The 24,291-nt window shown below is 66.0% G+C and carries 24 protein-coding genes, 1 tRNA gene and 1 pseudogene; 14 read left to right on the top strand and 12 right to left on the bottom strand.

All coding sequences use genetic code 11. From position 1 onward, the window contains the following. Positions 1 to 12: 12 nt before the first annotated feature. Positions 13 to 807, bottom strand: a complete 795-nt coding sequence (locus tag AC1VVM_RS08035; RefSeq protein ID WP_482903480.1) for an IclR family transcriptional regulator — start codon at positions 805 to 807, stop codon at positions 13 to 15. A gap of 6 nt (positions 808 to 813) precedes the next feature. Beyond that, on the bottom strand, positions 814 to 1,821 hold the full coding sequence (locus tag AC1VVM_RS08030) for an LLM class flavin-dependent oxidoreductase (RefSeq protein WP_482903479.1): 1,008 nt from the start codon (positions 1,819 to 1,821) through the stop codon (positions 814 to 816). A gap of 245 nt (positions 1,822 to 2,066) precedes the next feature. Between AC1VVM_RS08030 and AC1VVM_RS08025 the strand changes: the two genes are divergently transcribed. Next, positions 2,067 to 2,552 carry a tetratricopeptide repeat protein gene (locus AC1VVM_RS08025; protein WP_482903478.1) on the top strand — a complete coding sequence of 162 codons (486 nt, stop codon included), beginning with the start codon at positions 2,067 to 2,069 and terminating at the stop codon, positions 2,550 to 2,552. Positions 2,553 to 3,186: 634 nt separating this feature from the next. Here the strand turns inward: AC1VVM_RS08025 and AC1VVM_RS08020 are convergent. Continuing rightward, positions 3,187 to 4,071 carry a tyrosine-protein phosphatase gene (locus tag AC1VVM_RS08020; RefSeq protein WP_482956284.1) on the bottom strand — a complete coding sequence of 295 codons (885 nt, stop codon included), beginning with the start codon at positions 4,069 to 4,071 and terminating at the stop codon, positions 3,187 to 3,189. Between the two features lie 25 nt (positions 4,072 to 4,096). Beyond that, positions 4,097 to 6,406 (bottom strand): TonB-dependent receptor, encoded by a 2,310-nt coding sequence (locus tag AC1VVM_RS08015; protein WP_482903476.1) that lies wholly within the window; start codon positions 6,404 to 6,406, stop codon positions 4,097 to 4,099. Positions 6,407 to 6,594: 188 nt separating this feature from the next. On the opposite strand from AC1VVM_RS08015, the gene AC1VVM_RS08010 reads away from it, so the two are divergent. Further along, on the top strand, positions 6,595 to 7,806 hold the full coding sequence (locus AC1VVM_RS08010) for a TetR/AcrR family transcriptional regulator (RefSeq protein ID WP_482956283.1): 1,212 nt from the start codon (positions 6,595 to 6,597) through the stop codon (positions 7,804 to 7,806). A 101-nt stretch (positions 7,807 to 7,907) separates the two neighbouring features. After that, complete coding sequence (locus tag AC1VVM_RS08005) at positions 7,908 to 8,129, top strand: hypothetical protein (protein WP_132389262.1); 222 nt, start codon at positions 7,908 to 7,910, stop codon at positions 8,127 to 8,129. Between the two features lie 97 nt (positions 8,130 to 8,226). On the opposite strand, the gene ssb is transcribed toward AC1VVM_RS08005, so the two are convergent. From ssb to AC1VVM_RS07980, 5 genes and pseudogenes are all read right to left on the bottom strand, one after another. Continuing rightward, a complete protein-coding gene (gene ssb, locus AC1VVM_RS08000; RefSeq protein WP_482903474.1) occupies positions 8,227 to 8,832 on the bottom strand; it encodes a single-stranded DNA-binding protein in 606 nt (201 codons plus the stop codon). Between the two features lie 449 nt (positions 8,833 to 9,281). After that, positions 9,282 to 11,126: a ferrous iron transporter B gene (gene feoB, locus AC1VVM_RS07995; RefSeq protein WP_482903473.1), complete on the bottom strand. Its 1,845-nt coding sequence runs from the start codon at positions 11,124 to 11,126 to the stop codon at positions 9,282 to 9,284. 128 nt (positions 11,127 to 11,254) lie between these two features. Then, a pseudogene (locus AC1VVM_RS07990) lies at positions 11,255 to 11,482 on the bottom strand (FeoA family protein); the annotation flags it as partial. Between the two features lie 241 nt (positions 11,483 to 11,723). Beyond that, on the bottom strand, positions 11,724 to 12,404 hold the full coding sequence (locus tag AC1VVM_RS07985; RefSeq protein WP_482903472.1) for a COQ9 family protein: 681 nt from the start codon (positions 12,402 to 12,404) through the stop codon (positions 11,724 to 11,726). Positions 12,405 to 12,437: 33 nt separating this feature from the next. Next, positions 12,438 to 13,079 (bottom strand): ankyrin repeat domain-containing protein, encoded by a 642-nt coding sequence (locus tag AC1VVM_RS07980; protein ID WP_243652639.1) that lies wholly within the window; start codon positions 13,077 to 13,079, stop codon positions 12,438 to 12,440. 142 nt (positions 13,080 to 13,221) lie between these two features. On the opposite strand from AC1VVM_RS07980, the gene AC1VVM_RS07975 reads away from it, so the two are divergent. The 6 genes from AC1VVM_RS07975 to AC1VVM_RS07950 all read left to right on the top strand — a co-directional run bounded on the left by AC1VVM_RS07975 (position 13,222) and on the right by AC1VVM_RS07950 (position 17,324). Then, positions 13,222 to 13,827 carry an SCO family protein gene (locus AC1VVM_RS07975; protein WP_482903471.1) on the top strand — a complete coding sequence of 202 codons (606 nt, stop codon included), beginning with the start codon at positions 13,222 to 13,224 and terminating at the stop codon, positions 13,825 to 13,827. A gap of 41 nt (positions 13,828 to 13,868) precedes the next feature. Beyond that, positions 13,869 to 14,366 carry a YcgN family cysteine cluster protein gene (locus tag AC1VVM_RS07970; protein ID WP_482903470.1) on the top strand — a complete coding sequence of 166 codons (498 nt, stop codon included), beginning with the start codon at positions 13,869 to 13,871 and terminating at the stop codon, positions 14,364 to 14,366. A gap of 3 nt (positions 14,367 to 14,369) precedes the next feature. Next, positions 14,370 to 15,095: a M48 family metallopeptidase gene (locus AC1VVM_RS07965; RefSeq protein ID WP_482903469.1), complete on the top strand. Its 726-nt coding sequence runs from the start codon at positions 14,370 to 14,372 to the stop codon at positions 15,093 to 15,095. A 97-nt stretch (positions 15,096 to 15,192) separates the two neighbouring features. Continuing rightward, a complete protein-coding gene (locus AC1VVM_RS07960) occupies positions 15,193 to 15,735 on the top strand; it encodes a hypothetical protein (RefSeq protein WP_482903468.1) in 543 nt (180 codons plus the stop codon). Further along, positions 15,732 to 16,703, top strand: coding sequence for a bifunctional diaminohydroxyphosphoribosylaminopyrimidine deaminase/5-amino-6-(5-phosphoribosylamino)uracil reductase RibD (gene ribD / locus AC1VVM_RS07955; protein ID WP_482903467.1), 972 nt, complete (start codon positions 15,732 to 15,734; stop codon positions 16,701 to 16,703). The genes AC1VVM_RS07960 and ribD overlap by 4 nt, the downstream gene beginning before the upstream one ends. Positions 16,704 to 16,706: 3 nt before the next feature. After that, complete coding sequence (locus tag AC1VVM_RS07950; protein WP_482903466.1) at positions 16,707 to 17,324, top strand: riboflavin synthase; 618 nt, start codon at positions 16,707 to 16,709, stop codon at positions 17,322 to 17,324. Positions 17,325 to 17,590: 266 nt separating this feature from the next. Here AC1VVM_RS07950 and AC1VVM_RS07945 read toward each other — a convergent pair whose 3' ends face one another. The 3 genes from AC1VVM_RS07945 to AC1VVM_RS07935 form a co-directional block, all read right to left on the bottom strand. Further along, positions 17,591 to 18,127: a GNAT family N-acetyltransferase gene (locus tag AC1VVM_RS07945; protein WP_482903465.1), complete on the bottom strand. Its 537-nt coding sequence runs from the start codon at positions 18,125 to 18,127 to the stop codon at positions 17,591 to 17,593. A 1-nt stretch (position 18,128) separates the two neighbouring features. Then, positions 18,129 to 19,307: an amino acid aminotransferase gene (locus tag AC1VVM_RS07940; RefSeq protein WP_482903464.1), complete on the bottom strand. Its 1,179-nt coding sequence runs from the start codon at positions 19,305 to 19,307 to the stop codon at positions 18,129 to 18,131. Between the two features lie 350 nt (positions 19,308 to 19,657). Continuing rightward, positions 19,658 to 20,458 carry a DUF1134 domain-containing protein gene (locus tag AC1VVM_RS07935; RefSeq protein ID WP_482956282.1) on the bottom strand — a complete coding sequence of 267 codons (801 nt, stop codon included), beginning with the start codon at positions 20,456 to 20,458 and terminating at the stop codon, positions 19,658 to 19,660. A 298-nt stretch (positions 20,459 to 20,756) separates the two neighbouring features. Between AC1VVM_RS07935 and AC1VVM_RS07930 the strand changes: the two genes are divergently transcribed. From AC1VVM_RS07930 to AC1VVM_RS07910, 5 genes are all read left to right on the top strand, one after another. After that, a tRNA-Ser gene (locus AC1VVM_RS07930) sits at positions 20,757 to 20,848 on the top strand. A gap of 289 nt (positions 20,849 to 21,137) precedes the next feature. Next, positions 21,138 to 21,443, top strand: coding sequence for a hypothetical protein (locus tag AC1VVM_RS07925; protein ID WP_482903462.1), 306 nt, complete (start codon positions 21,138 to 21,140; stop codon positions 21,441 to 21,443). Further along, positions 21,440 to 22,099, top strand: a complete 660-nt coding sequence (locus AC1VVM_RS07920) for a hypothetical protein (RefSeq protein WP_482903461.1) — start codon at positions 21,440 to 21,442, stop codon at positions 22,097 to 22,099. Before AC1VVM_RS07925 ends, AC1VVM_RS07920 begins: the two co-directional genes overlap by 4 nt. Before the next feature lie 124 nt (positions 22,100 to 22,223). Then, complete coding sequence (locus AC1VVM_RS07915) at positions 22,224 to 22,961, top strand: response regulator transcription factor (RefSeq protein WP_482905174.1); 738 nt, start codon at positions 22,224 to 22,226, stop codon at positions 22,959 to 22,961. Beyond that, positions 22,961 to 24,286, top strand: a complete 1,326-nt coding sequence (locus tag AC1VVM_RS07910; protein WP_482903460.1) for an ATP-binding protein — start codon at positions 22,961 to 22,963, stop codon at positions 24,284 to 24,286. Before AC1VVM_RS07915 ends, AC1VVM_RS07910 begins: the two co-directional genes overlap by 1 nt. The last annotated feature ends 5 nt before the right edge of the window (positions 24,287 to 24,291 follow it).

Below are 24,291 nucleotides of genomic sequence, written 5' to 3'. Positions count from 1 at the left end.
GCCGCTGATGCGCTACCGGAACCCCAGACTGCGCGAGATCAGCGCCGCTTCCGCCACCACCATCTGCGCCAGTTCGGAAAGCCGATCCCGTGCCCGCGCGGTCGGTGCGGCGATCACCAGTGCGCCGACGACCTGCCTCGCCGCATCCCGGATCACGGCCGCCGTGCCGGTGACGCCCTCGGCCGCCTGATCGACGGTCTGCGCAAAACCCTGCTCTCGCGCGATGCCGATCTCCGCCCTGAGCGCCGCCCGGTCGACCTGCGTGGCCGGTGCCAGCCGCTGGGCGACCAGCCGCTTGAGATAGCTGTCCACCGCCTCGGGCGAACACGTGGCCAAGAGCGCCCGCCCGCCCGCCGTGGCGTAGAACGGCCGTCGGTCACCGATACTGACGAGGTAGCGGACGACATGGCTGCTCTCGACAAGGTCGACATAGGTCATGCTGTCGCCCTGCGGCTCACCGACGCCGAGCAGCACCGTCTCGCCGCTGGCGCGGCTGAGGCGGCGCATGCCGTCGCGGATGAGGTCGGAACTTTGCAGCCGCCGCCGCGCCTCGGTCAGCGCGCTGCCCAGCCCGAAGGCACCGGGCCCGAGCCGCCATGCGCCGTCCAGACCAGTCACGAACCCCTCGTCCGCAAGCCCCCGCAACAGCGCCGCCAGACTGCTCTTGGGCGTGGCGAGGCGGCGGCTGAGATCGGCCAGCGAGACCGGCTCGCTGCTGGCGCAAAGCACTTCGAGCAGGCGGATCACCCGCGTCACCGACTGCGGCGATGCCGCCCGTCGCTCTCCCTCCTGCACCGTGTCGCTCATCTGGTCCTACCGAAACGCCGGGATCACTTCGTCCGCGAATAGTTTCGCATAGGCAAGGAAGCGCTCGGCAGGAAGCCCGGGCGGCATCATCATCGTGGCATGTTCGATCGGGGCGGCTTCGCGCAGCCCACGAAAATGATCGACCGCCTCGGCGGGGGTAAGGATGCGCAGCGTGCCGCTGGCCTTGAAGGCATCGAGCGTCAACGGCTTGAACAGCGGATCGTCGATGCCGATCGCCCCGTCCTCGGCCATCCACGCGGCGTAGGAATTGGCGACGTGCAGGAAATGCGGGGCCAGTTCGTCCATGGCCGCCGCCTTGTCATGCGCCACCACCAGCATCAGTTCCTGCACCCAGACTTTCGCCTCGGCCGGGTCCTTGCCCTGCGCCTCCAGCTTCTGGCGATAGAGCGGCCAGACATCGGCATTGCCGAAGTAGCCGTCGCCATACTTCGCCACGCGCTCCATCGCCTTGGGCGCGAAGCCGCCGATGTAGAGCGGCACCTGCCCCCGGCTTGAGAGCGCAGCAACCCGCGCGCCTTCCAGCCGGAAGTGATCGCCCGAAAAATCGACCGTCTCGCCCGCCCAGAGGCGGCGCACCACGTGCAGGAACTCATCGAACCGCGCGCCGCGCTTGCGGAAGTCGAGCCCGTGCGCCGCATATTCGCGCGCCCGGTACCCGATGGCGAGGCCCATCCTGAGCCGTCCGCCCGAGATCGCATCGAGCACCGCGCAGTCCTCGGCAAAGCGCAACGGTTCATAAAGCGGGCCAAGCGCGATCCCCGCCCCCAGCGCCATCCGCTTCGTACGCGCGGCAATCGCTGCCAGCATGACCATCGGCGAGGTCATGTAGCCGTCCTCGGCAAGGTGATGCTCAGGCACCCACGCACCATCGAAGCCAAGCGCCTCGGTTTCGGCAACCACGTCGAGCACTTCAGCATGAAGCACCTCGGACGAGCGGCGCCAGGGCGCCGGGTTGCGCATGTCGTAGAGATAACCGAAGCCCAATTCGCGCACTGATACTCTCCTGTAGTCGGGGAGAGCCTAGCGTGCGGCGAGCGCACGGAACATCAGGCGCCGGGGCGCCGGGGCGATGATGCTTTTCGGGCGGGAGCAACGGCAGGACGACCGGGCTGTTGCGGTAGGTGCGAGGCGGATCGGATTATGTCCGGGATGCGGACTTTCTGCCGGATAACTGCTGTTCCGGATCGCCAACCAAAGCGGACGTTGGCATTTCGGTAGGCGAGTGGCATTCTCAGCCAATGGTAAACACCAGAGCCCTTTTCCAAATCGGAGACGCCGCTGAAGAGGCCGGAAACTTCGCACACGCTCGTGCAGCCTTTGAACGCGGCGCTATTCTCGGCGACGGAGATTGTCTCACACGCCTCGCTTACCTTTTCGAAACTGGAACTGGCGTCGAAGCGGACAAATCTACCGCAATGCGGCTCTACCAACGTGCTTGGCGCAAGGAGCATAATATCGTGGCGGGCTCGAACATCGCCATACTATATCGTGAACGAAAAGAGTGGCGGTCCATGTTCCGATGGTGGCAGCGGGTTGCGGAAACCGGTGATGGAAGCTCTCAATTGGAAATGGCGAAGTGTTACTTTCGAGGGCGCGGCGTCAGGCGCGACGTGCAGGCAGCACTCCGCTGCCTCGCGATTGCCGAAAGTTCGTTCTACATCAGCGAATACGAGCGAGACCTAGTTCGACGCCTTTTGCGTAAGCTCCGCCCACGGCGGGTTTAAATCAGCTTGGGCGTGCCACTCCTGATTATGTCTGCTTCCCCAACACATCAGCCCTTCGGCACGGTGCCGCAATGCTTCAAAAGCGGACATCACTGCTTTCCTCTCCTCCCGACCATCGTTTCGATCCCGCTCAGGCTGAGCTTGTCGAAGCCCTCTGCGGCGTGGCGCTGTGGCTCCTATCCTTCGACAAGCTCAGGATGAGCGGTGCGTGAGAAAGTGAGGCAGTTTTCTCCGTTCATCGAACGCTGCGCAAAAGAAAAACGGGTTCACGCAGAGGCGCAAAGGTGTAGCGCTTCGGGAGAAGTCGTTTTGCGCTGCAAGGCTGCGGTTGCCGCAGTGTCGGGTGAAGAAGGAGAGATCGCGGCCCGGAGCGACATCTCTGCGCCCCCGCGTCTCCGCGTGATCCGATTTGCTTTTTCCGACCTGCGCCCAATCCCGCTCAGGCTGAGCGTGTCGAAGCCTCCTGCGGCGTGGCGCTGAAGCTCCTATCCTTCGACAAGCTCAGGATGAGCGGTGTGTGGGCGGGAAGTCTCGCTGGAAAGGTCGTGCATCTGCTGAAACTTCCCGGGCAGGCCCCGCAAGGTAATCATTCCCCTGCCCCCATGCGAAAGCCCGCCCGGGAAGTTCCCCTCGATCAGTCGAGGTACATCGCGCGCAGCTTTTCGATCTGCGCCTGATCCATGCCCATCTCGTCCTTGAAGTAGCCCATGGCGCCGCCCGGGTGCGCGTCGAGCTGGCTGAGCGCGGCCTCGATATAGCTGCGGTCTGCCTTCATGAACGCCGATTGCACGGCAGGCGGCAGCGACAGGAAGGCCTGTCCGGTGGCAGCATTCGGCGAAGTCTTCGCCTTGGCCATCGCCGCCGGGAGATATTGGTTGGTGAGCAGGTAGTCCTGGATCACCGTCTCGCGCGGCACGCCCAGCGCGGTGAGCAGCAGCGCGGCGGAAACGCCGGTGCGGTCCTTGCCGGCCGAGCAGTTGAAGGCCAGCGGCGCCTGTCCCGCCAGCAACTGCGCAAACATGCGCTTGTACTGCGGCCCGAAAGTCTTGAGCATCATCGGATAGCTCTTGGCCATCATCCCGGTCGCGCCTTCCGGCGTGATCTTGCCCATGTCCTTGGGCATCAGGCCAATTGCCATGCCGTCGTAATCATCGGCGAAGATGGTCGGGCCGGTTCCGGCCGCCCACGGCATCGGCTCGGCCTTGCGCTCGTTCTTGTCGCGGTAGTCGCAGACGGTCTTGAGGCCCAGCTTGTTGAGGTAGGCAAGATCGCCCGCCGTCAGATCCACCATCGAGCCCGAGCGGAACAACAGGCCCCACTTCACGGTGTGGCCGTTGGCGGTGCGATAGCCACCAAGGTCACGGAAGTTGCGGCCGCCTTCGAGCGGCAGCAGGCGCTGGTGCGCTGCAGGAGCAGCAGCGGTGACGGGTGCTTCACCAGCGGCCTGGGCGGCGAAGAAAGCCGGGGTGGACAGCGCGACAAGCGCTGCCCCGAGGATGGCGATCTGACGGATCTTCATTGTTTTTCCTTATGTTCTCTCAGGCTCAGTATTGGATGGTCGCCTGCACGCCGAAGGTGCGCGGGTCGTTGAAGATGCCGTAGTAGCCGAGCGACGCACCGCCGTTGGCCTTCACGAAAGTATGCTGTTCGTTGAAGAGATTGCGGGCCCAGACCGCCAGTTCCAGCTTGGCGCCGGTGCCGGGCATTTCCATGTCGCCCAGCGCGATGCGGCCGTTGACGACGAACGAGGAACCGGTCTTCGTCGGATCGTTGGCCATCGAGTACTGACCCGAGGAATAGTTGCCGTCGAGGTGGAAGTGCAGCGAGGCGTTGTCCACCGGCAGCTGGTAATCGACGGCGCCGCTGGCGGCATGGTCAGGCGTGTAGACGGCGTAGACCGGCGTCAGCACATTGCCCATGAACGGGTTCGGCGCGGGCGGCAGGTGCACGTCGGTATAGGCATAGGAGCCGCTCAGCGTCAGGCCTTCCAGCGGCGTGACGGTCAGGTCGGCTTCAATACCCTTGATGCGGCCGTTGCCATCGGCATTGGTGGTCTCGATCGTGCCGCGCGTGGTGTTGGCGACCGGCGCGTTGAAGTCGATCTGCATATCCTTGTAGGCCGAGGTATAGGCAGCGATGTTGAAGCGGGCGTGGTTGTCGAGGAACTCGGTCTTCGCGCCGATTTCGAAGGTCGCAACCGATTCCGGGTTGAAGGCGCGATAGGTGAGCGAGCGGCTGTTGGCGCCGCCGGCCTTATAGCCGGTGCTGTATTTGCCGTAGACGTGCACGTCCGGCGCCACGTCGACCGCAAGGTTCACCATCGGGTCGAAATGATCCCACGACTTGTCGAGCGTGTAGTCGGTGGCAACGCCGTTCACTTCGTCCAGACCGCCGGTCTTGGCGTCATGCGTATAGCGGCCGCCGGCAGTGAGGTGGACGATCTCATTCAGCATCTCGGGCGTCCAGGTCGCCTGACCGAACACGCCGACGCTTTCCGTCTTCGCGTGGCTGGCACGGTCGGGGAACGGGATCGACGAGGTCGGCGTGGCGAGAATGGTATAGGCCGTGCCGTCCGCGTTCCACTGGTTGGTGTAGGGCGTCCAGGCGTTGTCGTTGACCTTCTCGTGGTAATAGAAGGCGCCGGTCACGAAGGTCAGCTCCTTCAGCGTGCCTATCAGCTGGAGTTCCTGGCTGTACTGCTTCTGCCACGTATCGGCGAGGCTGAAGCGGCTGAACGCGGTGTTGTTGCTGTAGCCCTTGATGAAGACGCCAAGGTTGCTCGAACCGTTGTCGTTCTGGGTCTGGCTGAGCTGGCGGTAGGAGCTGATCGACTTCACTTCCAGTTCGGGCGAAATCGTCCAGTCCAGCGTCAGCAGGTGGCCGTGCGTCTTGCCGAGCGCCCAGGGCTGCGGCACGCCGATGTTGGCGGTATCGGCGCGTTCGTCCTGCATCTGCAGCAGCGGGCCGGTGGTCTTGCTCAGCAGCTGGAGGTAGTACGGCGTGGTCTCGTCGCGCGAAATGTCGAACGAATAGAGCGCGTTGAAGTTGCTGCTGGGCTCCCAGTAAACAGCCGCGTGTGCGCCCTTCTTGTTGTAGGCGTTGAAATCGCGCGCGCTGGCGAGCGGGTTGTCCACCGTGCCGCCGCGCGTGTTGATCACGCCGTCCAGCTTGACGGAGATATTGGCGAAGCTCGGCAGATCGACGTGCAGGCTGGCTTCACGCGAATCGTAGTTGCCCACGCCGACGCTGCCGCGCGCCGCGAATTCGCCGCTGGGCTTCTTGGTGACGATGCTGATCGCGCCGCCTTCGGTGTTGCGGCCGAACAGGGTGCCCTGCGGGCCCTTGAGCACTTCGATACGCTCGACGTCGTAGAGCGCCGAGCCCAGGCCCTGCGCACGGCCCTGGAACACGCCGTCGATGTAGACGCCCACGCCCTGGTCACGGGCGGGCTGGTTGGCATCGCCCAGCGTGCCGACGCCGCGCATGCCCACGGTCAGGGCCGAGCTGCGCGAGAACATCGGCGCGATGCGCAGCGAGGGGATCGAACCATCGCCCAGCGATTCGAGGCTGACGACGTGGCGGTTCTGAAGATCTTGCGAATTGACGACAGAGATCGAGATCGGCGTGGTCTGGAGGTTCGTCTGACGCTTCTGCGCGGTGACGACGATGTCGGTAAGGCCCGAACCGCCTTCACCGTCGGCGCCCTCAGCTGCGGGTGCGGCATCGGCTGCGGCAGAAGCGGCAGCATCAGCCGGAACGTCCGCAGCATGCGCGGCGCCGCCGAGAAGGAGTGCCGAAAGCGCGGTACCGGCAAGCGCGGCGGAACGGAAGGAATGCGAAATACGAACGGACATGTGCAAGCCCCTGAGCTGTTGTCGAGGGGGCCTCTAGAACGCCTGTATGGCGCTGCCGTTACACTTGTATTGAGGTTTGAAGACACTCTGGCAGTTACGGTTGTCGCACGGCTGTCACGTGTGGCATGGTACACCCTGTAGCGCCGATACAGGCCGCGCATGAAAGAGACGACGAGCCACTTCACGTCATGGATGCTGTTTTCCAAGATTTTTCGACGCAGGAGCGCCTGATCGGGACGGTCCTCGATATGTGGGCCACGCAAGGTCATGCCGCGATTTCCGCGCGCAACTTGTCCCGCGCAACCGGGTTGCCGACTTCCAGCATCTACCATCACTTCGGATCAATGGAACACTTGTTCCACTCCGCGCAAGACCATGCCCTGAAGGCCGCGCGTCACTGGTGTTCACATCGCCTCGACGATCTGGCCCGCTGGCCCGAAGGTGGCGGGCCAGAGGCGCTGGCGGCCATGATGGCCTTGCTCATCGACGATTGGGCGCGCGATTCGCGCCCGCTCGCCTTCGCCTGGGCGCAGTGTCACCTGCTCGCTTATGACGATGCCGCCTATTTGCCCGCGCTCGAAGGATGGCGCGATATCTGGAGCCATTTCTGGCGCGAGATCTGCCATCGCGCCGGGCTCGCGGCGTTTGGCGCGGTCACCGGCCACATGTTCGAAGGCACCGCGCAGCTCCACCTGATCCGCTGGCATCCGACCATCGACCGTGCCGCGCTTGGCGAACTGTGCCACGGCTGGGGCCACTGGCTGAACGGAAAACTGACCGCCGAAACGCCGTGGCGCCGCCTCGCGCGCGAAACCGCTGCCGAAGCCACGCCTGCGGCGCCGAGCCGCAGCGCCACTGCCGCCGCCATTGCCCGGGCGGCCGCCGCCGTTGTCGAGGATGGCGGAGTGTCCGCCCTCACCCATCGGGCCGTTGCCGCGCGCGCGGGGGTGACGCTGGGCGTTGTCTCCTACAATTTCCGCACCAGTTCCGATCTGGCGGAAGCGGCCTTCGAAACCATTTACCTCGGCATCACCGAGGTCGTGCGCGAAAGCGTGCACCCGGCACCCGCGCGCGACGAAATCATTGCGTCATGGCGCGATTTTCCCTCGCAGCCGCGCGGGATTTTCGCGATCGAGGAACTGACGCTGGCCGTTGCGCGCGATCCCGCGCTGATCGCGTTCGGGCCGCAGCTGCGCTACTTGCGCGGCCGCACCAGCGGCCTGCAACTGGCAGCCCGGCTTGGCGCGATGGGCGATCAGCTATCGCCGCTCGACACTGCGATCTACTCAAGCCTGATAAGCGGACAGCGCCGCGCGCTGATCGGGCGCAGCGTTGCCGAAATCGACGCCAGCCTGGACGAGATCGAGCGTCTTATCAGGGAACTGCACGCCCCTTCCTGACGTTTCACGCGCGGGAAACCCCGCAGCGGCAGTTCAGGAAGCCGAAAGCCGGCGGGGGGCACCGTCTGCCGCACGACGGGTGCGGCCGAAGGAGAGCAGCTATGATTCGCAAGATATTCGCGATCGCCGTTGTTGCAGGACTGTTGGGCGCATCCCCGGCGATGGCCGCCAGCAGTTGCCGGGATGCCCATGGCAAGTTCGTCAAGTGCCCGACTGCCTCCGCCCAAAAGGCGCCGCCCGCCGCCGCAACGGCCAAGGGCAAGGACGGCAAGTGCCGTTACACCTCCGGCCCGAACAAGGGCAAGTTCGCCAAGTGCCCCTGACGCGGCAATAACCCGTCACCGATAGCAGCACGGGCAGTGAAAAGGCCCGCATTCTTGCGAATGCGGGCCTTTTTCATGTCTGCAATGCAGGGCGATCTCAGAACGGGATATCGTCGTCGAGATCGTCGCCGAAGCCGCCGCCCGACGAGGAGGGCGTGCGGCCCCAATCGTCGCCGCCGCCCGTAGCACCGCCGGTGGAACCGCCCGAACGGCCCCAGTCGTCACCGCCGCCGCTGCGCGCGCCGCCGCCCGAGCGGCCGCCGCCGAAGCCGCCCGACGCGCCGCCGCTGCTGCCGCCTTCGTTCCAGCCGCCACCGCCGCTGCGTGCGCCGCCGCCACCGGCACCGCCCTGGGCGCCGTCAAGCATGGTCAGCACACCGCCGACGCCGCCGACCGAGACTTCGGTGGTGTAGCGGTCGTTACCGTTCTGGTCCTGCCACTTGCGGGTGCGCAGCTGGCCTTCGATGTAGATCTTCGAGCCCTTGCGCAGGAACCGCTCGACCACGCCGACGAGACCTTCGCTCTGGATCACGACGGAGTGCCACTCGGTACGCTCCTTGCGTTCGCCGGTTGCACGGTCTTTCCAGTTTTCGGAGGTCGCGATGCGCAGGTTGGCGATGCGGCCGCCGTTCTGGAACGACTTCACCTCGGGATCGGCACCCAGGTTGCCGATCAGAATGACCTTGTTGACACTGCCTGCCATGATGGAATCGCTTTCTTCTGAATCTTGGCGAATGGGGTAGCGAATGGGGCGCCCGGGCGCGAGTCTGATGCGCCGCGTTTCCCCAATCGAAAATGGATTTCACGCGGAGGCGCGGAGACGCGGAGGAATGTCGCGCCGCGTGGCGGCCTTCCGTCCTGTTCTAGATAGGAGCAGCTGCGGCAAGGTTCGAGGGCAAAATGCGGCAGCGTCCGGCTAGAATTTCTCCGCGTCTCCGCGCCTCCGCGCGAAACTGGAAAATAGATTTCGCGCAAAGGCGCAAAGGCGCGAAGATGAAGCGCTCGCGGCGCAGGCGCGCTTACCTCATAAAAGGCATCGGTCGAAAGGCCGGTTGGAGAGAGCATGCGGCGCGGTTCGGCATCTTTGCGCCTTCGCGCCTTTGCGCGATTCCCCTGCTCTCTTTCAGCTCACCGACTCGAAGCCGGGAAACGCTAAAGCCCCGCGCCCACGGCAATCCAGTAAGTCGCCCCCGCCGCCACGTAAGCAAGGCCGAACAGGTACGCGAGCATGAAGGCCGGCCACTTCCAGCCATTGGTCTCGCGCCGGGTCACGGCGATGGTCGACATGCATTGCGGCGCGAAGACGAACCATGCCAGGAACGCCAGCGCCATCGGCAGCGTCCAGCGGCCCTTCAGCCGGTCACCCAGTTCGACGGCCTGCGCGTTCTCGTCGTCGCCCGCGTCGACCGCGTAAGTCGTCGCCAGCGAGGAGACGGCCACTTCGCGCGCGGCCATTGCCGGGATCAGCGCCAGCGCCATGTCGCGGTTGAAGCCGATCGGCTCCACCACCACGGCAAGGCCATTGGCGATCTTGCCCGCGATCGAGACGTCCACCTGGCTCTCGCCCGGCTTGGCCTGCGGAAAGTTGAGCAGGACCCAGAGCACCACGGTGACCGTGAAGATGATCGTGCCCGCCCGGCGCAGGAAGATCCACGCGCGCTGCCACAGGCCGATCGCCATGTCCTTGATCCGGGGCATCTGGTACTTCGGCAACTCCATGATGAAGCCCGAAGCGGCGCCCTTGGTGATCGAACGGCGCAGGATCAGCGCCACCGCGATCGCGCCGACAATGCCGGCGATGAACAGGCCGAACAGCACCAGCCCGCGCAATCCGATTCCCAGCCCCACATCGACATTCGGGATGAAAGCCCCGATGATCACCGTGTAGACCGGCATGCGCGCCGAGCAGGTCATCATCGGCGCGATCAGGATCGTGGTCAGGCGGTCCTTGGGATCGGTGATCGAGCGGGTCGCCATGATGCCGGGAATGGCGCAGGCGAAGCTGGAGAGCAGCGGAATGAAGCTGCGCCCGGACAGTCCGACCATGGCCATCAGCCGGTCCATCAGGAAGGCCGCGCGGGCCATGTAGCCCGAGGCTTCCAGCGCCAGGATGAAGGCGAAGAGAATGATGATCTGCGGCAGGAACACCACCACCGCGCCGACGCCGGAGATCACGCCGTCGGTCAGCAGATCGCGCAGCAGGCTGGGCGCCATGGCGCCCTTCACGGTGTCGTGCAGCCATCCCGCCGCGCCGTCCAGCGCATCCGCGAACGGCGTCGCCCAGGCGAAGACCGCCTGGAACATGACGAAGAACACCACCAGCATGATCGCGAAACCAATCCACGGATGCAGCAGCACCCGGTCCAGCCGCGCGTGAAGGCGGTGGCGCTTCGATTCGGAAAGGATCGCGGCATCGGCCATGGCATGGGCGGCAACGCGGCGTTCGATGGCGCCCAGCGCGGTCAGGCCCGGGCCCGGATGGCGGGTTTCGGCAGAGGCAATCGCCTCGCCCAGTTCGGCAAGGCCCCGGCGGCGCACGGCCACGGTGGGGACCACACGCACGCCCAGCTCTTCCGCCAGCACCGCAGGATCGAGCACCAGCCCGTCCCGCTCGGCAAGGTCCACCATGTTGAGCGCAACCACGGTCGGCTTGCCCAGCGCGAGAATTTCCTGCGCGAAGACGAGATGCTGTTCAAGGTTGGATGCATCGAGCACCACCACGAGCACGTCGGGCGCGGCCTCTCCGGGGAAATGGCCGGCGATGACCTTGGCGGTGACTTCCTCGTCCGGGCTGGTGGCATCGAGGCCATAGGCGCCCGGCAGGTCGGTCATTTCCACCGGCTCGCCCGTCGGCAGCACCATGCGGCCCGACTTGCGCTCCACGGTGACGCCCGGATAGTTCGCGATCTTCTGGCGCGCGCCGGTCAGCGCGTTGAACAGCGCGCTCTTGCCCGCATTGGGATTGCCGACGAGGGCGATCTTGCGCTGGCGGCTCACGCGGCGTTCCTCCCGCTGGGCTGGGTATTCTGGCTGCTGGGCTCGCCATTTTGAGCGTCGCCGGAGTCGGCGCGCGGCGTTTCCACCTCGCTCGCAGTGGCGCGGGCGGCGCTCTTATCGATCGGAATAACAGTCATCGCCGCGGCGTGGGCCCGGCGCACCGCCACGGTCATGCGGCCGATGGCGATGGCGATCGGATCGCGGCCGCCGAACACCCCGCGATGCGCAAGCGCGACCTTGGCCCCCTCCTCCAGTCCGAGCGCACGCAAGCGGCGCGCTTCCTCGGAAACGAGAGCGTTCCAGTCCACCGCGACGATGCGTGCGTCCTGGCCAATGGGTAGCTGATCGAGAGTCATGAGGCTGCGCTGCCAGATAAGCGATTCAATTGCAACTTGTTCGCAATAGCCCGGAATGCAGCGCGTGTCCGCAGTTAATCGACCGCGCGCAAAGGGGCGCTGAAAATGCACCGAAAGCATATCCGCGGCACCGGCCCGCTCCCCCTCCCGATCTCCCCTACAGGTTAGAATTTGGGAGGTCGGGAGGGGGAGCGGGCTGGTGCCGCAAGTTCGTCACGGATGTGACGAACGCACCCAACCATCAACGCGCCGGGTAGCGCAGGCGTCCCATCAGTCGCACCAGACTGATTCGTTCCTCGGTCGGGCGGAGGAACTGCGCCTTGGTCTTCTCGAAGCGGATGATCCCCTCGATCCGGCGGTCGAGGAAGGCGCGTGTCTCCGCCTTGGGGCCCACCGCATCCTCGCTGGTGTCGCTGGCAAAGACCTTGAGCGTGGCGGCATAGATCGTGCCGAGGATCGCGCGCTTGGTATAGTGGTTGTAATCGGTCGCAGTGTCGCCCGCGAGCCGCCACATGGCGTCCGCACTGCGCCAGCCGAGCCGCGTGGCGGCCAGGACATTGCGCGGGAGCGCCATCACGGCGAGCGCCCGGCTGAGCGCCTCCTCACGGCCCGCCACGGCATCGAGCCGGGCCATGACGAGGCGGCGAATCCGCTCGCGGATCGGCAGGCCCGCCAGCGAGGAGGCCGGGGTCGTGCGCAGCATCTCGGCATCGACATGATCGATCCACGCCTCGATCATCGCCATTTGCGACAAGTGCGAGGATTCGCCGCGAAACGCGAAGCGGGCCAGTTCGGGATCGACACCGGCAAGCTGCGCGGCCTCGTCCACCGCCTTGGCGCTCCAACCGTCGAACGCGGCGGCGGCGGCAATCGCGGGCGCGAGCTGGCGGCGCAATTCCTCAAGCGTCCGGGGTTCGTCCATCACTTGTCCCTTCGCCGCCACGCCCATGTCCTCTTACAATACCGGCCCGTAGACCGCCTTGGCCTTGCCGCCCTTGACACCGTACTGCTCCACCACCTGGGCGAGCTGGCTGCCCTTGCCGCCTTCGACATTGGCATAATCGCGCGCGCTGCGGCCGGAATTGTCGGCACGGTCGGCATTGGCGCCTGCCTGAAGCAGCGCCTTGACCATGTCCACGTCCTTGCGGTGCACGGCGAAGATCAGCGGCGTTTCACCGGCGTCGTTGGAGGATTCGGTGGAAGCCTTGGCATCGAGCAGGATTTCCACGCCTTCGCGCCAGCCCAGATTGACGGCCAGTTCCAGCGGCGTGCGGCCATGATCGTCGGCAAGATTGACGTTGGCGCCCTTGCCGATGAGGAAGTTCAGCCAGGTGGCATCGCGGCGCTGGGTAACGACGTGGAGCGCGGTCTCTCCGGTCGTCACGTCCTTGGCGTTCACGATCTGGCTGTTGTCCATCAACTGCTTCTCGACCTTGTCGCCTTCCTTTTTCTTGACCGATTCGAGGAACTTGTAGCCCTCGGAATAATCGGCGTGCGCGGGCGAGGCGATCATCATTCCGGCTGCAAGAGCGGCCAGCCCCGACGCGAGGATGCGGCGCGAAAGCCTGGAGACATTCCCGGACACGGTGTTCGACACGTAGACATTCCTTCCAGACTTGACCCGCACGAGGGTCTGCGGGGCCTGGTGGCCGGCCCCGTCCGACTCCGGCGCCTAACCCCGGCGCCCTGACATCGCACCCTTGCACGGCCGCCTCTAGCAGAGCATGAAGCCTCGCGCCATGACCTACCGTTTCCCGTTTCGCCGGCTTGTTGCCGTTTCCGCAATCGCGCTTGCCTGCGCCCTGCCGCTGGCTTCCTGCGGCCAGTCCCACGAGGCGCCGCCGCTGGAAGGCGCCGAGATCGGCGGGCCGTTCACGCTGTTCGACAAGGACGGCAAGGCGCACACCTGGGACTCGTTCAAGGGCCAGTGGCGCATCGTCTATTTCGGCTACACGTTCTGCCCCGATGCCTGCCCGATGGACGTTCAGGCGATGATGCGCGGCTTCACTCTGTTCGAGAAGCAGAACGCGGACGCGGCGGCCAAAGTCCAGCCGATCTTCATCACTATCGACCCCGCGCGCGATACGCCCGCGATCGTCGGCCAGTGGACCGCCGCCTTCGGGCCGCGCCTGCTGGGCCTCACCGGCAACGCCGCGCAAGTGAAGCAGGCAGCGGATGCCTTTGCAGTCTACTACAAGAAGGGGGATAATACCCCCGGCGGCTACCTGATGGACCACAGCCGCATCGCGTTCCTGATGGACCCGGACGGCAAGCCGATCGCCATGTTGCCGGTGGACAAGGGGCCCGAGGCCGTGGCCGCCGAGCTTGGAAAGTGGGTAGACTGAAGACACCGTGAGGAAGGCCAAACCGTGACCTGGGCCAAACCATGACTGGGGAAACCCCCTTCTGGGAGCGTCCGCTCCACACCCTGAACCGCAAGGAGTGGGAAGCCCTCTGCGACGGTTGCGGGCAGTGCTGCCTGCACAAGGTGGAAGATGCCGATACCGGCGAGATCTATCACACCAATGTCGCCTGCAAGCTGCTCAACCTGAAGACCGCGCAGTGCAGCGACTATCCCAATCGCCGCAAGTTCGTGCCCGATTGCCTGAAGCTGACCCCGGCTTCGGCGGGCAACCTTTCGTGGCTGCCGCCCAGCTGCGCCTATCGCCTGCGCGCCGATGGCGATCCGCTGCCGGAGTGGCATTATCTCGTCTGCGGTGACCGCAATGCGGTGCACGAAGCAGGCATGTCGGTGGCCGGCAAGGCCGTCAGCGAGACGGTCGCCGGGCCGCTGGAGAACCATATCGTCTGGCCTTATGGCGAGGACGACGAGGATTACGAGGAACTGGAACCCGAAGGCCCCGCCCCCTGGGATAACCGGTAAAACGTGCTCGACTGGCTGCGCCGCGCTCCTGACGAAGACCCGGTGATAGAGATCGCCGGACGGCAGGTGCCGGTCCTGATCCGCCGCCTCTCCAATGCGCGCCGCATGACCATGCGCCTTGCGCCCGATGGCAGCGAGATCCGCATCTCTGTCCCGCGCTGGACCCGCACCGAAGATGCTCTCGCCTTCGCGCGCGCCAAGCGGTCATGGCTGGCGATCCAGATCGAGGCGCTGCCCGAAGCCCACCCGCTGGCCGACGGCACCACGATCGCCTTTCGGGGCGACGCACTGATCCTGCGCCACGATGCCGCCTATCCCCGCCGCCCGGTGCCCGATGACGGCCAGTTGCTGGTGGGCGGGCCCGAATCCTCGCTCCCCGCACGGCTGAAGCGCTGGCTGGAGACCGAAGGGCGCACGCTGCTGGAGCAGGACCTTGCGCATTATTGCGCCGTTGCGGGGCAGCCGGTGCCGCCGCTGGCGCTGTCCAGCGCGAAGCGGCGCTGGGGTTCCTGCGCGCCGGACGGGTCGATCCGGATCAACTGGCGGCTGATCATGGCGCCCGATTCCGTGCGCCGCTCGGTGGTCGCGCATGAAGTGGCGCACCTCGTCCACTTCGATCACTCGCCCGCCTTCCATGCCTTTCTGGCGAAGATCTTCGAGGACAGCGTGCCTGCCGCCAATCGCTGGTTGAAGGAAAAAGGCCGCACGCTCTACCTGCCGTTTGGATAGGATTTTGCCCGCCGCCACGGGCACATGCGCCGCCGCGCCGCAGAAATGCATGCGCTGCGGATTTCCAAAACGCCAAATCACGCCTACATAGCGCCACATGTCTCTGTTCAAGCGCTCCGGATACTGGAAAGACGTCAGCCCGACCGGCATGCTCGCGGATTTCCGCGCCGTGTGGAAGGAAGCTGGCCAAAACCGCTGGCGCATCGCCGCGGTTTCGGCGGCCTGTACGTTCGGCGTGTTCTACATGATGGCAATGCAGGAGGGCAAAGGCCCGCACCCGCCGCCGAAGGTGACGTGGATCTCGGTCCTGCCCGAGCACCAGACGGATGCGGAAATCCTCGCCTCGAACGTCGCCAACCAGAAGCGCAAGGAAGCCTGGGCCGCCGAAATGGCCCAGCGCGACAAGGACGTGCGCGAGATGTACAAGGTGATCGGCCGCTACTCCGGCATGGACGTGGACAAGATCGCCCGCGAGGCCGAGGCCGACGAAGCCGCCCAGAAGGCCGCCGAGGCCAAGCGCATCGGCACGCCGCGCCTGCCCGATGGCGTATCGCTGCCGAAGTATGACGAGCAGGCCGCCGCGCCGAAGGCCACGACCCCCGGCACTTCGGCACAGTCCCAGACACAACAGCAGCAGTGAGCGACGCCCGCTGGCTTTCGGCGGCGGCGGCGCTGGCCGCGCGGGCACGCCCGCTCAGCCGCCCCAATCCCGGCGTCGGCGCGATTCTCGTCAAGCACGGAAAGGTGATCGCGCGCGGCTGGACCCAGCCCGGCGGTCGCCCTCACGCCGAAGCCGTGGCGCTGGCCGCAGCCGGTGAGGCTGCGCGCGGTGCCACGCTTTACGTCACTTTGGAGCCCTGCGCGCACCAGTCGGCACGTGGGCCGGCTTGCGCCGATCTCGTCTGCGCATCCGGCGTGGCGCGCGTGGTGATCGGCTGCATGGACCCCGATCCGCGCACCTCGGGCGAAGGATTGGCCCGGATTCGCGCGGCGGGGGTTGCGGCGGAATACCTGCCCTCGTCCGCGTGCGAACGCAGCCTTTCGGGATACCTGATTTCCAAGCGCATCGGCCGCCCCGAAGTGACTCTGAAACTCGCCCTCTCGCTCGATGGCTGCATGGCCATGGCGAATGGCGAGAGCCAGTGGATCACCGGCCCGCAAGCCCGCGCGCACACCCACGCGATGCGCGCCAAGGCGGACGCCATCCTTGTCGGCGGCGGCACCCTTCGCGCCGACAACCCGCGCCTCGACGTGCGCCTGCCCGGACTTGCCGAGCGTAGCCCCGAGCGCTGGGTGCTGACCCATGGCGCAGCCCCCGAAGGCTGGCGCGCCCTGCCCTCGCCCGAGGCGATCTCCTCGATGGAAGGCGTGCAGTATCTCTTCGTCGAAGGCGGAGCGGTTACGGCCACGGCCTTTCTTGCCGCAGGACTGGTCGATCGCCTGCTGCTCTACCGCGCACCGATCCTTGTCGGCGGTCGGCCGGCGCTGGGCGATTACGGGCTTGCCCGCCTTGCCGATGCCCACAACCGCTGGTCCCTGACCGAGCGGCGCCAGCTTGGCAGCGACACGCTCGAAGTCTACGAGGCCCAAAATTCCAACGGGAAATAAGCCATGTTTACCGGAATAGTCACCGCCGTCGGCGAAATCCGCGAAGCCCATCAGTCGGGCGACTTGCGCGCCGTCATCACCTGCCCCTGGGACCCCGCCGGGATCTCCATGGGTGCCTCGATCGCCTGCTCGGGCGTGTGCCTTACCGTCGTCGACAAGGGCGGCGCGGCGGGCGATGCATGGTTCGCGGTCGACATTTCGGCCGAATCGGTCTCGCGCACCGTCGCCGGCCGCTGGGCCGAGGGTACGCCGCTCAATCTGGAGCAGGCGCTTAAACTGGGCGACGAACTGGGCGGGCACATCGTCACCGGCCATGTCGACGGGGTCGGTACCGTGGTCAGCATCACCCCGGAAGGCGATTCGCTGCGCTTCGTGATCGCCGCTCCGGCAGAACTCGCCCCCTACCTCGCGCCCAAGGGGTCGATCACAGTGGACGGCGTCTCGCTGACCGTGAACGACGTGGCCGACCAGAGCGACGGCACTTGCCACTTCATGCTCAACATCATCCCGCATACCGCCGAAGTGACGACCATCGGCGCGCTCAAGGCTGGGTCCGGGGTGAACCTCGAAATCGACGTGCTGGCGCGGTATCTGCAGCGGATGCAGTCGCTGCGGGGCTGATGGTTCACGCAAAGGCGCAGAGGCGCAAAGGGGTCGCGTCAGGCCGCCCCGCCGCGCTCTCGACGCCCTCAATTCACTAACCTCGTCGCCCCCGCGAAGGCGGGGGCCCCGCTTCCTTCTGCCACGCCCGCAAGAACAAGCGGGATCCCCGCCTACGCGGGGATGACGGTGTTTTGAGGTGACGGGTTGGAGGTAACCGGTAGGGGCAGACCGGTACCGGGCCAGTTACGCGACTTCTTTGCGCCTTCGCGCCTTTGTGCGAACCGCTATCCCGCCGCCAAAGGCCCAGCCGCGAAACTCTCGCGCGTAATCTCGAACAGCACATGCGGCACGATCACGCCGCACATCACCCGCTCAAAGGTGCGGTCGGTCAATCGCCCGCCGATATGCCCCATAGCCTTGCGCGAGATCACGTTGTTCGCGCCGACCATGAAGACCACCCGCTCGAAATGCGCGAGGGCGTGGCCGAGCATCAAACGCTTCATCTCGGCATTGAATCCGCTGCCCCAGTAAGCCCGGGCCAGAAACGTCCAGCCGATCTCGATCTCATCGCCCTCAGGCGGCCCGAAGCGGCTGGAGCCGATCACGGCCCCGCTCGACTTGTCGATAATGGCAAGGGCGCCGCCGCCATCCAGAGCGTCGGCAAAGTACTGGCGGAACACGGGCTCCTGCCAGCGATCGTGGGCGGGGTGAAGCGCCCAGATCTCGCGGTCCGAAGCGACCGCGTAGAGCGCGTCCCAATCGTCTGCGCGAAGGGGACGGAGGACCAGCCGGTCCCCTGCGAGGACCGGCTGGCGATCCATTTTACGCAGTCACGTCCGCAACGGCGGCGATGAACTTGTCGATGTTGCCCATCGTCAGGCCCGCCACGTTGATGCGGCCCGAACCGGCCATATAGACGCCGTGCTTGGTACGCATGGCAAGGACCTGGTCCTTGTTCAGCGGCACGATCGAGAACAGGCCGTTCTGCCCGCCCATCGGCGTCAGGTCGGCCGAACCGGCGGTGCCGGCCTCGGCCAGCTTGGCGCGCACTTCGCGCATGCGGTCACGCATTTCGTCCAGCTCGGCCAGCCAGTCGGCGGTCAGCTTCTCGTCTTCGAGGACGAGGCGGACAGCGGCGCCGCCGTGGTCTGGCGGCTGCGACCAGTTGGCGCGGGCAAGGTTGTGGCCGTTCGACATGACCTTGGCGAGGTCGGCCGGATCGGCAACCATCGCGTAGAGCGCGCCGACGCGGTCACGGTAGAGGCCGAAGTTCTTGTCGCACGAATAGCAGATCAGCGCTTCCGGCACGGCGGCGAGCACGCGGCGCAGGCCATAGGCGTCTTCTTCCATGCCCTTGCCCAGGCCCTGATAGGCGAGGTCGAGGATGGGCAGGATCTTCGATGCGGCGATCAGGCCGGCAATCTCGTCCCACTCCGCGTTGCTGTAATCGATGCCGGTGGGGTTGTGGCAGCAGCCGTGCAGCAGGATGGCGTCGCCTTCCTGGGCATTGGCGATGGCGCCGCGCAGCGCGTCCATGTCGGTGGTGCCCGAAGCGAGCGCGTGGTTGAATTCAACAACTTCAAGGCCGAGGTCGGCACAAATCTGGGCGTGGTTGGGCCAGCTGGGAACGCCGACGATGATGCGCTTGTAACCCGCGCGCTTCACCATGGCGAGCGCGAGGCGCAGCGAGCCGGTGCCGCCGGGGGTCTGCATGCCTTCGATGCGGCCGCCCATGCTGGGGTCGGCCTTGCCGAAGACGTAGGGCATCAGCGCTTCGACGAAGCCCATGTCGCCCTCAGGCCCGAGGTAGGCTTTCGAATCCTGCTCGGCGACGAGTTTGGCCTCTGCGGCCTTGATCGAGCGGAACACCGGAGTGTCGCCCTCACCGGTACGGTAGACGCCGACACCAAGGTCGATCTTGTCCGCGCGCGGATCGTCGTTGTGGAGCTTGATCAGCGCAAGAAGCGCGTCGGCGGGCTGTTGCTGAAGGTTCGTAAGCATGGCGGGCGGGCCTTACTCCGGGCCGCTGCGACGCGCAACCGGGATTGACAGGGAATTACCGCAAGTGGCGCACAGAGTGTTGCAACGGCCACAAAACCTATGCGGTGAAGCAACTTTCTTGGCGCGATGTGGGGGTGTCGGCTGCCTCACGGAACGCTCCGACACGAAACCCGAATGAAAAAAGTGCCCACCTCACCCGTCATCCCCGCGAAGGCGGGGATCCCGCTTTTCTTGCGGCAAACGAGAGGTTGCAAAGAAAAGCGGGGCCCCCGCCTGCGCGGGGGCGACGAATGAACTAACGGGTGATCGTCGAATTCGATCGAATTCGCAGAATTCTCAAATCGGCGTCCTCAGAACGGCAACCAGTTCTGCTTGTGCGAAAACTTCATGTAGCCAATATTCGCGCCAAGACGCAGACCGGCACCCGCACGAACCGGGATCAGCACCACATTGCCGCGCCGCAGGTAGCTGACGGTGAAACCGCCGACGAGATAGGCCTGCCCCTCGCCCGCGCCGAAGCGGTGGTAGAGGTCCTCGCTGTCATAGAGGTTATAGACCAACACGAAGGCATTGCCCGCATTGGCGCCGGCGTCGAAGCCCAGCGACGGGCCGGTCCAGTAGACCGGCTGCTCACCTTCTACCTTGTGGAAGAGCGTACCCGAGCCGTAACGCAGACCCACGGCAAATGCCCCGCCCGCCTCGCGGCCGATAATATAGCCGTTGGGCTCGCCCTGCTTCTTGAGCAGCCCCTCGATCAGTTCGGCCAGCCCCTTGGCGCCCTTGCCGAACACGCCCTCGGCCGCGCCGATCAGGTCGTCCTGATGATAGGTATCGGACGAGGACGGGCCTCTGGGCGGGATCGGTGCGGCGGCGGGAGGCGGCGCAACGCGCCCCTGGCCCTGATCGACCGGCATGCCGTTGTCCTGCGGCTCTACGGGTTGCTGCTCCGGCACCTGCTGGACGGGGGCAGCGTTCTGCGGCGGCCTGCCGATGTCCGAATCGATTGCCGCATCGGGATCGACCGTTGTCACTTGCGCCATGGCAGGGGCGAGCGGCGCGGCAAGGCCCGCCACCATCATGGCCACACTCACGGCGACCCGCATGCGGCGCGCCCTGTTCGGCGTTTCCGCGCTTGACGTCTCGGCTGGCATTTCTCTCGCTCCCCTGGCGTAATCTGAACTGTGCGAACCCGCATCGCATGCGCCGGGAGAGGCGCATTGCGGCATTCCACTAGAGAATCCACCACGCCTGACCCTGCAATGAACGGTCGACGGTGCGAGTCCAATTCGCGACAGACCGAATCGGCCAGAACCCGGCCTCAAACAATCGGCAGGGAAAAACAGTCCACAGGCATTTACCCAAGCAATTCGACAAATGCGCAAATCTGTAAAACGACCCCCTTGCCCGACCCGAAACCCCTCGTTATAGCGCGCCTCCTAGGCCGCATCCGGAGACGTGGGTGAGTGGCTGAAACCAGCGGTTTGCTAAACCGTCGTACCCTTAAGGGGGTACCGAGGGTTCGAATCCCTCCGTCTCCGCCAGCGGGCGCAGAGCTTTCTGTGCTTACAAGGCCTAGGTTTCAGCCCAAATCCAAACGATAGTACCCAGACGGTCGCCTCGAAAGAGACGACCTGAGAGGGGACTATCGGCGGATGGGCCTGCTGCCTTCCCCCTCCTCATCGCTCATTCGGCGCATCGGCCCTCGCGCAAGTCTATTGCCGCGACGTGTCCGATGATTTCGCGGCAGCAACACTTCGTTACAGGCACGTACGAAGCAGGACACGAAGCTGCACCATTTTCAGGGTCATCGCAGTCTTTGGAGACCTGAAAGTGGCCAAGTTCCCCGTTCTTTCTACCACCCTTTTGACATCGCTTGCCGCAGCGGCGCTTGCCCTGCCCGGCGCAGCGATGGCCAATGAAACAGTCGCCCATCTCAAGGGCAACCTCGCCGTCGCCGCGCCGAAGGCCCAGAACAACGCATCGGCCCGCACGGCCTGCCATCCGGACCCCGCCAAGGGCCGCGACTGCCGCCACCGCGCCATGCAGCGCGAAACGGAAGCTCACAAAGCGTTCGCCCAGAATCGGGCCGAGACGGTCGCCATCAACGAGGTCGCCGTTAACGAGGCTGGCCGGTGAACATGCTCGGCGCGGGCATGGTCGGGCTTTTGGCAGTGCCCGCGCTCCTGCTTTCCGGCGGGGCGCAGGCGCGCGAGGACCTGCCCCACGCTCTCGCCACGCTGACCCCGCAGGACTTCGCCGCGCGCACCGAAGTGGTGGACGATCCCGCCGAGTCGCACGTCCTTGCCAGCACCCGCAAGGCATGGCCGCGCGGATATGGCCGGTCCTCATCGGGCGGCGTGGAGATCGGCGACGTGCACTTGCGCGCGCTGGTCGACCGCGAGAGCGGCGCGGTACGCTGGCAGCTCTGGCAGGAACTGACGCATGTTGGCGCGCCCAGCGCGCTCACCGGCCTTGGCTTCCATGACGGGACCGAACCGGTCGAAGCCGCACTGGTCCATGCCGAGCGGCGCCCCGAACGCTGCCCCGCGCAGGACGCCCTGCACACGTCCTGTACGGTCCGCGTGCATTACATGTTCGATCTGCCGGCCGAGGCGATGACGCGCATCGCCGAAAGCTATGCCCCCGGCAGCCGCACCCCCTTGCGCCTTGCCTTCAGCGACGCCGCCGGACGCACGCACGAAGTGGCGCTCGCCCCGGCCGAAGTGGCGGGCCTCGCTGCCGTGGTCGGGTCCCTGCGCCCGGTAACGCAAAGCACGCGCTCCACCCGCTGACCGAAATCCCGGCCGATCCACGCGCGCCGTTTGCCATTCGCCGCCCCTCCCCCTACATTCAGCCGACGACGAGACCATGAACCAGAGTGTCGCCCCGATTTACCGCCACCTCGACGAAGCACCCATGTCCACCCCCACGATCCTGCTCGTCGAGGACGACGGCCCCCTCCGCACCCTCACCGCCCGTGCCTTGCGGCAGAGCGGCTTCAACGTGCTCACCGCCGCCACCGGCGCGGAGATGTGGGTGACGCTGCGCGAAGGGCCGGTCAGCCTTGTCGTGCTGGACGTCATGCTGCCGGGCACCAGCGGATTCGACCTGTTCCGCCGCTTGCGCCGCGAAAGCGACGTGCCGGTGATCTTCGTCAGCGCGCGCGGCAGCGAGGAAGACCGCGTGCTCGGCCTCGAACTGGGCGCCGACGACTATCTCGCCAAGCCGTTCAGCACCCGCGAACTGGCCGCCCGCGTCAGCGCCGTGCTGCGGCGCGGCAGTAACACGGCCGCTGCCGATACCACCGCCGGCGAAGGCGTGGCCGATGGCCGCATGCCCGAATCGATTCACTTCGAAGGCTGGAGCCTGTCGATGGCACGGCGCGAGCTGCGCTCGCCCACCGGGGCGATGATCGACCTGACCGGCGCCGAATTCGACCTGCTCGCCACGTTCCTGGCCTATCCGCAGCGCGTGCTGGGGCGCGAACGGCTGATCGAACTGTCGCGCGCGCGGCTGGGCGACAGCTCGGACCGCAGCGTGGACGTGCTCGTCAGCCGTCTGCGCCGCAAACTTCAGGGCGAAGGCGCCGAACCGCCGATCGTGACCGTGCGCGGCGTCGGCTACATGTTCAAGGCCGAGGTCACGCGCATCTGATGGAAACACGCCGGTTCCGCCTGTTCCGGCGCTTCGGCCTGGTCGAGCGGCTGATCGCGGTCCTGCTGCTCGTCATCCTGATCGATTTCATCGCCAATACCGTGCTGTTCGAGCGCGCCAGCTCGTTCGAGCTGCGCCGCGACGATGCCGAACGCATTGCCGAAAATCTCATACTCGCCAGCCGGGCCATCGAACGCGCCCCGCTGGCAGACCGGCCGGGCGTGACTGCCGCGCTCTCCACACCGCGCTTCGTGCTCGAATGGTCGCCGCCCTCGCAGCGGCGGCGCGGTTCGATCGGCCTTGCCAACTTGCGCGCGCAAGTGGTCCAGATCCAGCCCGAGCTGGCCCATGCCGATCTGGAACTCCATCTCGAATCGATCCCCGCGCGCGGCAATATTGGCGGTTCGCTGCGCCTTGCCGACGATTCAGTGCTCGACTTCCGCACCCACGCCCGCGCGGCATGGTCGCTGACCGCCGGGCGCGTGGCGAGCCTGCTGGTGCCCGCGCTGCTGCTGGTCTCGCTGGCATGGCTGCTGCTGCGCGCCGCGCTCGATCCGCTGCGATCGCTGGTGCGCGCGACCCGCAATCTCGGCGCCGGACCGCCCCGGCTCGTGCCCGAGCATGGCCCTGAGGAAATGCGCGAGCTGATCCGGGCCATGAACGAGATGCAGGAGCGCATTCACCAGTCGCTGCAGGATCGCACGCATACGATGCTGGCCATCGGGCATGACCTCAAGACGCCGCTCGCCCGCATGCGCCTGCGGCTCGATGACGGCGGCGTCGATCCCGAAGTGCGGGACGGGCTGGATCACGACATCGAAGAGATGCGCCTGCTGCTCGATTCGATTCAGGCCTATGTCGATACCGGCGGCACCAATATTCCGGCCGAACGCATCGACCTTGCAGTGATGGCCGAAACGCTGGTCGACACCGCCGCCGATCGCGGCGCGGATGCGACCTATTCAGGCCTGCCCAGCCTTGAGATCATGGCTCGCCCGGTTTCGATCCGCCGCGCGCTCTCCAACCTGATCGAGAACGCGCTCCATTATGGCGGCAATGTTCGCGTGCAGGTGCGCCGCGATGGCGGAGAGGCCGAGATCACCGTGGAGGATGACGGCCCCGGCATTCCCGAACACCGCATTTCCGACGCATTGCAACCTTTCGTCCGCCTCGACACGGCGCGTGCGCGCGATACGGCCGGAATGGGACTTGGCCTGCCCATCGTGCGCAAGGCGGTGCTTCTGGAAGGCGGGACGCTGGACTTGCGCAATCGGCCTGAGGGCGGATTGAGGGCTACGATCCGGCTGCCGTTGGAGGCTGCCTGAACCGC

Source organism: Novosphingobium sp. BL-S-33 (assembly GCF_056857025.1).
The sequence above is the reverse complement of the archived record's forward strand: the minus strand, read 5'-3'. Positions and strand labels throughout refer to the sequence as shown.

Excerpts from the sequence above, each read along its gene's own strand:
- AC1VVM_RS08005 (WP_132389262.1), top strand. The coding sequence starts at position 7,908 with ATGATTCGCAAGATATTCGCGATCGCCGTTGTTGCAGGACTGTTGGGC.
- AC1VVM_RS07950 (WP_482903466.1), top strand. The coding sequence starts at position 16,707 with ATGTTTACCGGAATAGTCACCGCCGTCGGCGAAATCCGCGAAGCCCAT.
- AC1VVM_RS07975 (WP_482903471.1), top strand. The coding sequence starts at position 13,222 with ATGACCTACCGTTTCCCGTTTCGCCGGCTTGTTGCCGTTTCCGCAATC.
- AC1VVM_RS07945 (WP_482903465.1), bottom strand. The coding sequence starts at position 18,127 with ATGGATCGCCAGCCGGTCCTCGCAGGGGACCGGCTGGTCCTCCGTCCC.
- AC1VVM_RS07935 (WP_482956282.1), bottom strand. The coding sequence starts at position 20,458 with ATGCCAGCCGAGACGTCAAGCGCGGAAACGCCGAACAGGGCGCGCCGC.
- AC1VVM_RS07985 (WP_482903472.1), bottom strand. The coding sequence starts at position 12,404 with ATGGACGAACCCCGGACGCTTGAGGAATTGCGCCGCCAGCTCGCGCCC.
- AC1VVM_RS08015 (WP_482903476.1), bottom strand. The coding sequence starts at position 6,406 with ATGTCCGTTCGTATTTCGCATTCCTTCCGTTCCGCCGCGCTTGCCGGT.
- AC1VVM_RS07910 (WP_482903460.1), top strand. The coding sequence starts at position 22,961 with ATGGAAACACGCCGGTTCCGCCTGTTCCGGCGCTTCGGCCTGGTCGAG.
- ssb (WP_482903474.1), bottom strand. The coding sequence starts at position 8,832 with ATGGCAGGCAGTGTCAACAAGGTCATTCTGATCGGCAACCTGGGTGCC.
- AC1VVM_RS07940 (WP_482903464.1), bottom strand. The coding sequence starts at position 19,307 with ATGCTTACGAACCTTCAGCAACAGCCCGCCGACGCGCTTCTTGCGCTG.
- AC1VVM_RS08010 (WP_482956283.1), top strand. The coding sequence starts at position 6,595 with ATGGATGCTGTTTTCCAAGATTTTTCGACGCAGGAGCGCCTGATCGGG.
- AC1VVM_RS07915 (WP_482905174.1), top strand. The coding sequence starts at position 22,224 with ATGTCCACCCCCACGATCCTGCTCGTCGAGGACGACGGCCCCCTCCGC.
- AC1VVM_RS08020 (WP_482956284.1), bottom strand. The coding sequence starts at position 4,071 with ATGAAGATCCGTCAGATCGCCATCCTCGGGGCAGCGCTTGTCGCGCTG.
- AC1VVM_RS07960 (WP_482903468.1), top strand. The coding sequence starts at position 15,193 with ATGTCTCTGTTCAAGCGCTCCGGATACTGGAAAGACGTCAGCCCGACC.
- AC1VVM_RS07970 (WP_482903470.1), top strand. The coding sequence starts at position 13,869 with ATGACTGGGGAAACCCCCTTCTGGGAGCGTCCGCTCCACACCCTGAAC.
- AC1VVM_RS08035 (WP_482903480.1), bottom strand. The coding sequence starts at position 807 with ATGAGCGACACGGTGCAGGAGGGAGAGCGACGGGCGGCATCGCCGCAG.
- AC1VVM_RS08025 (WP_482903478.1), top strand. The coding sequence starts at position 2,067 with ATGGTAAACACCAGAGCCCTTTTCCAAATCGGAGACGCCGCTGAAGAG.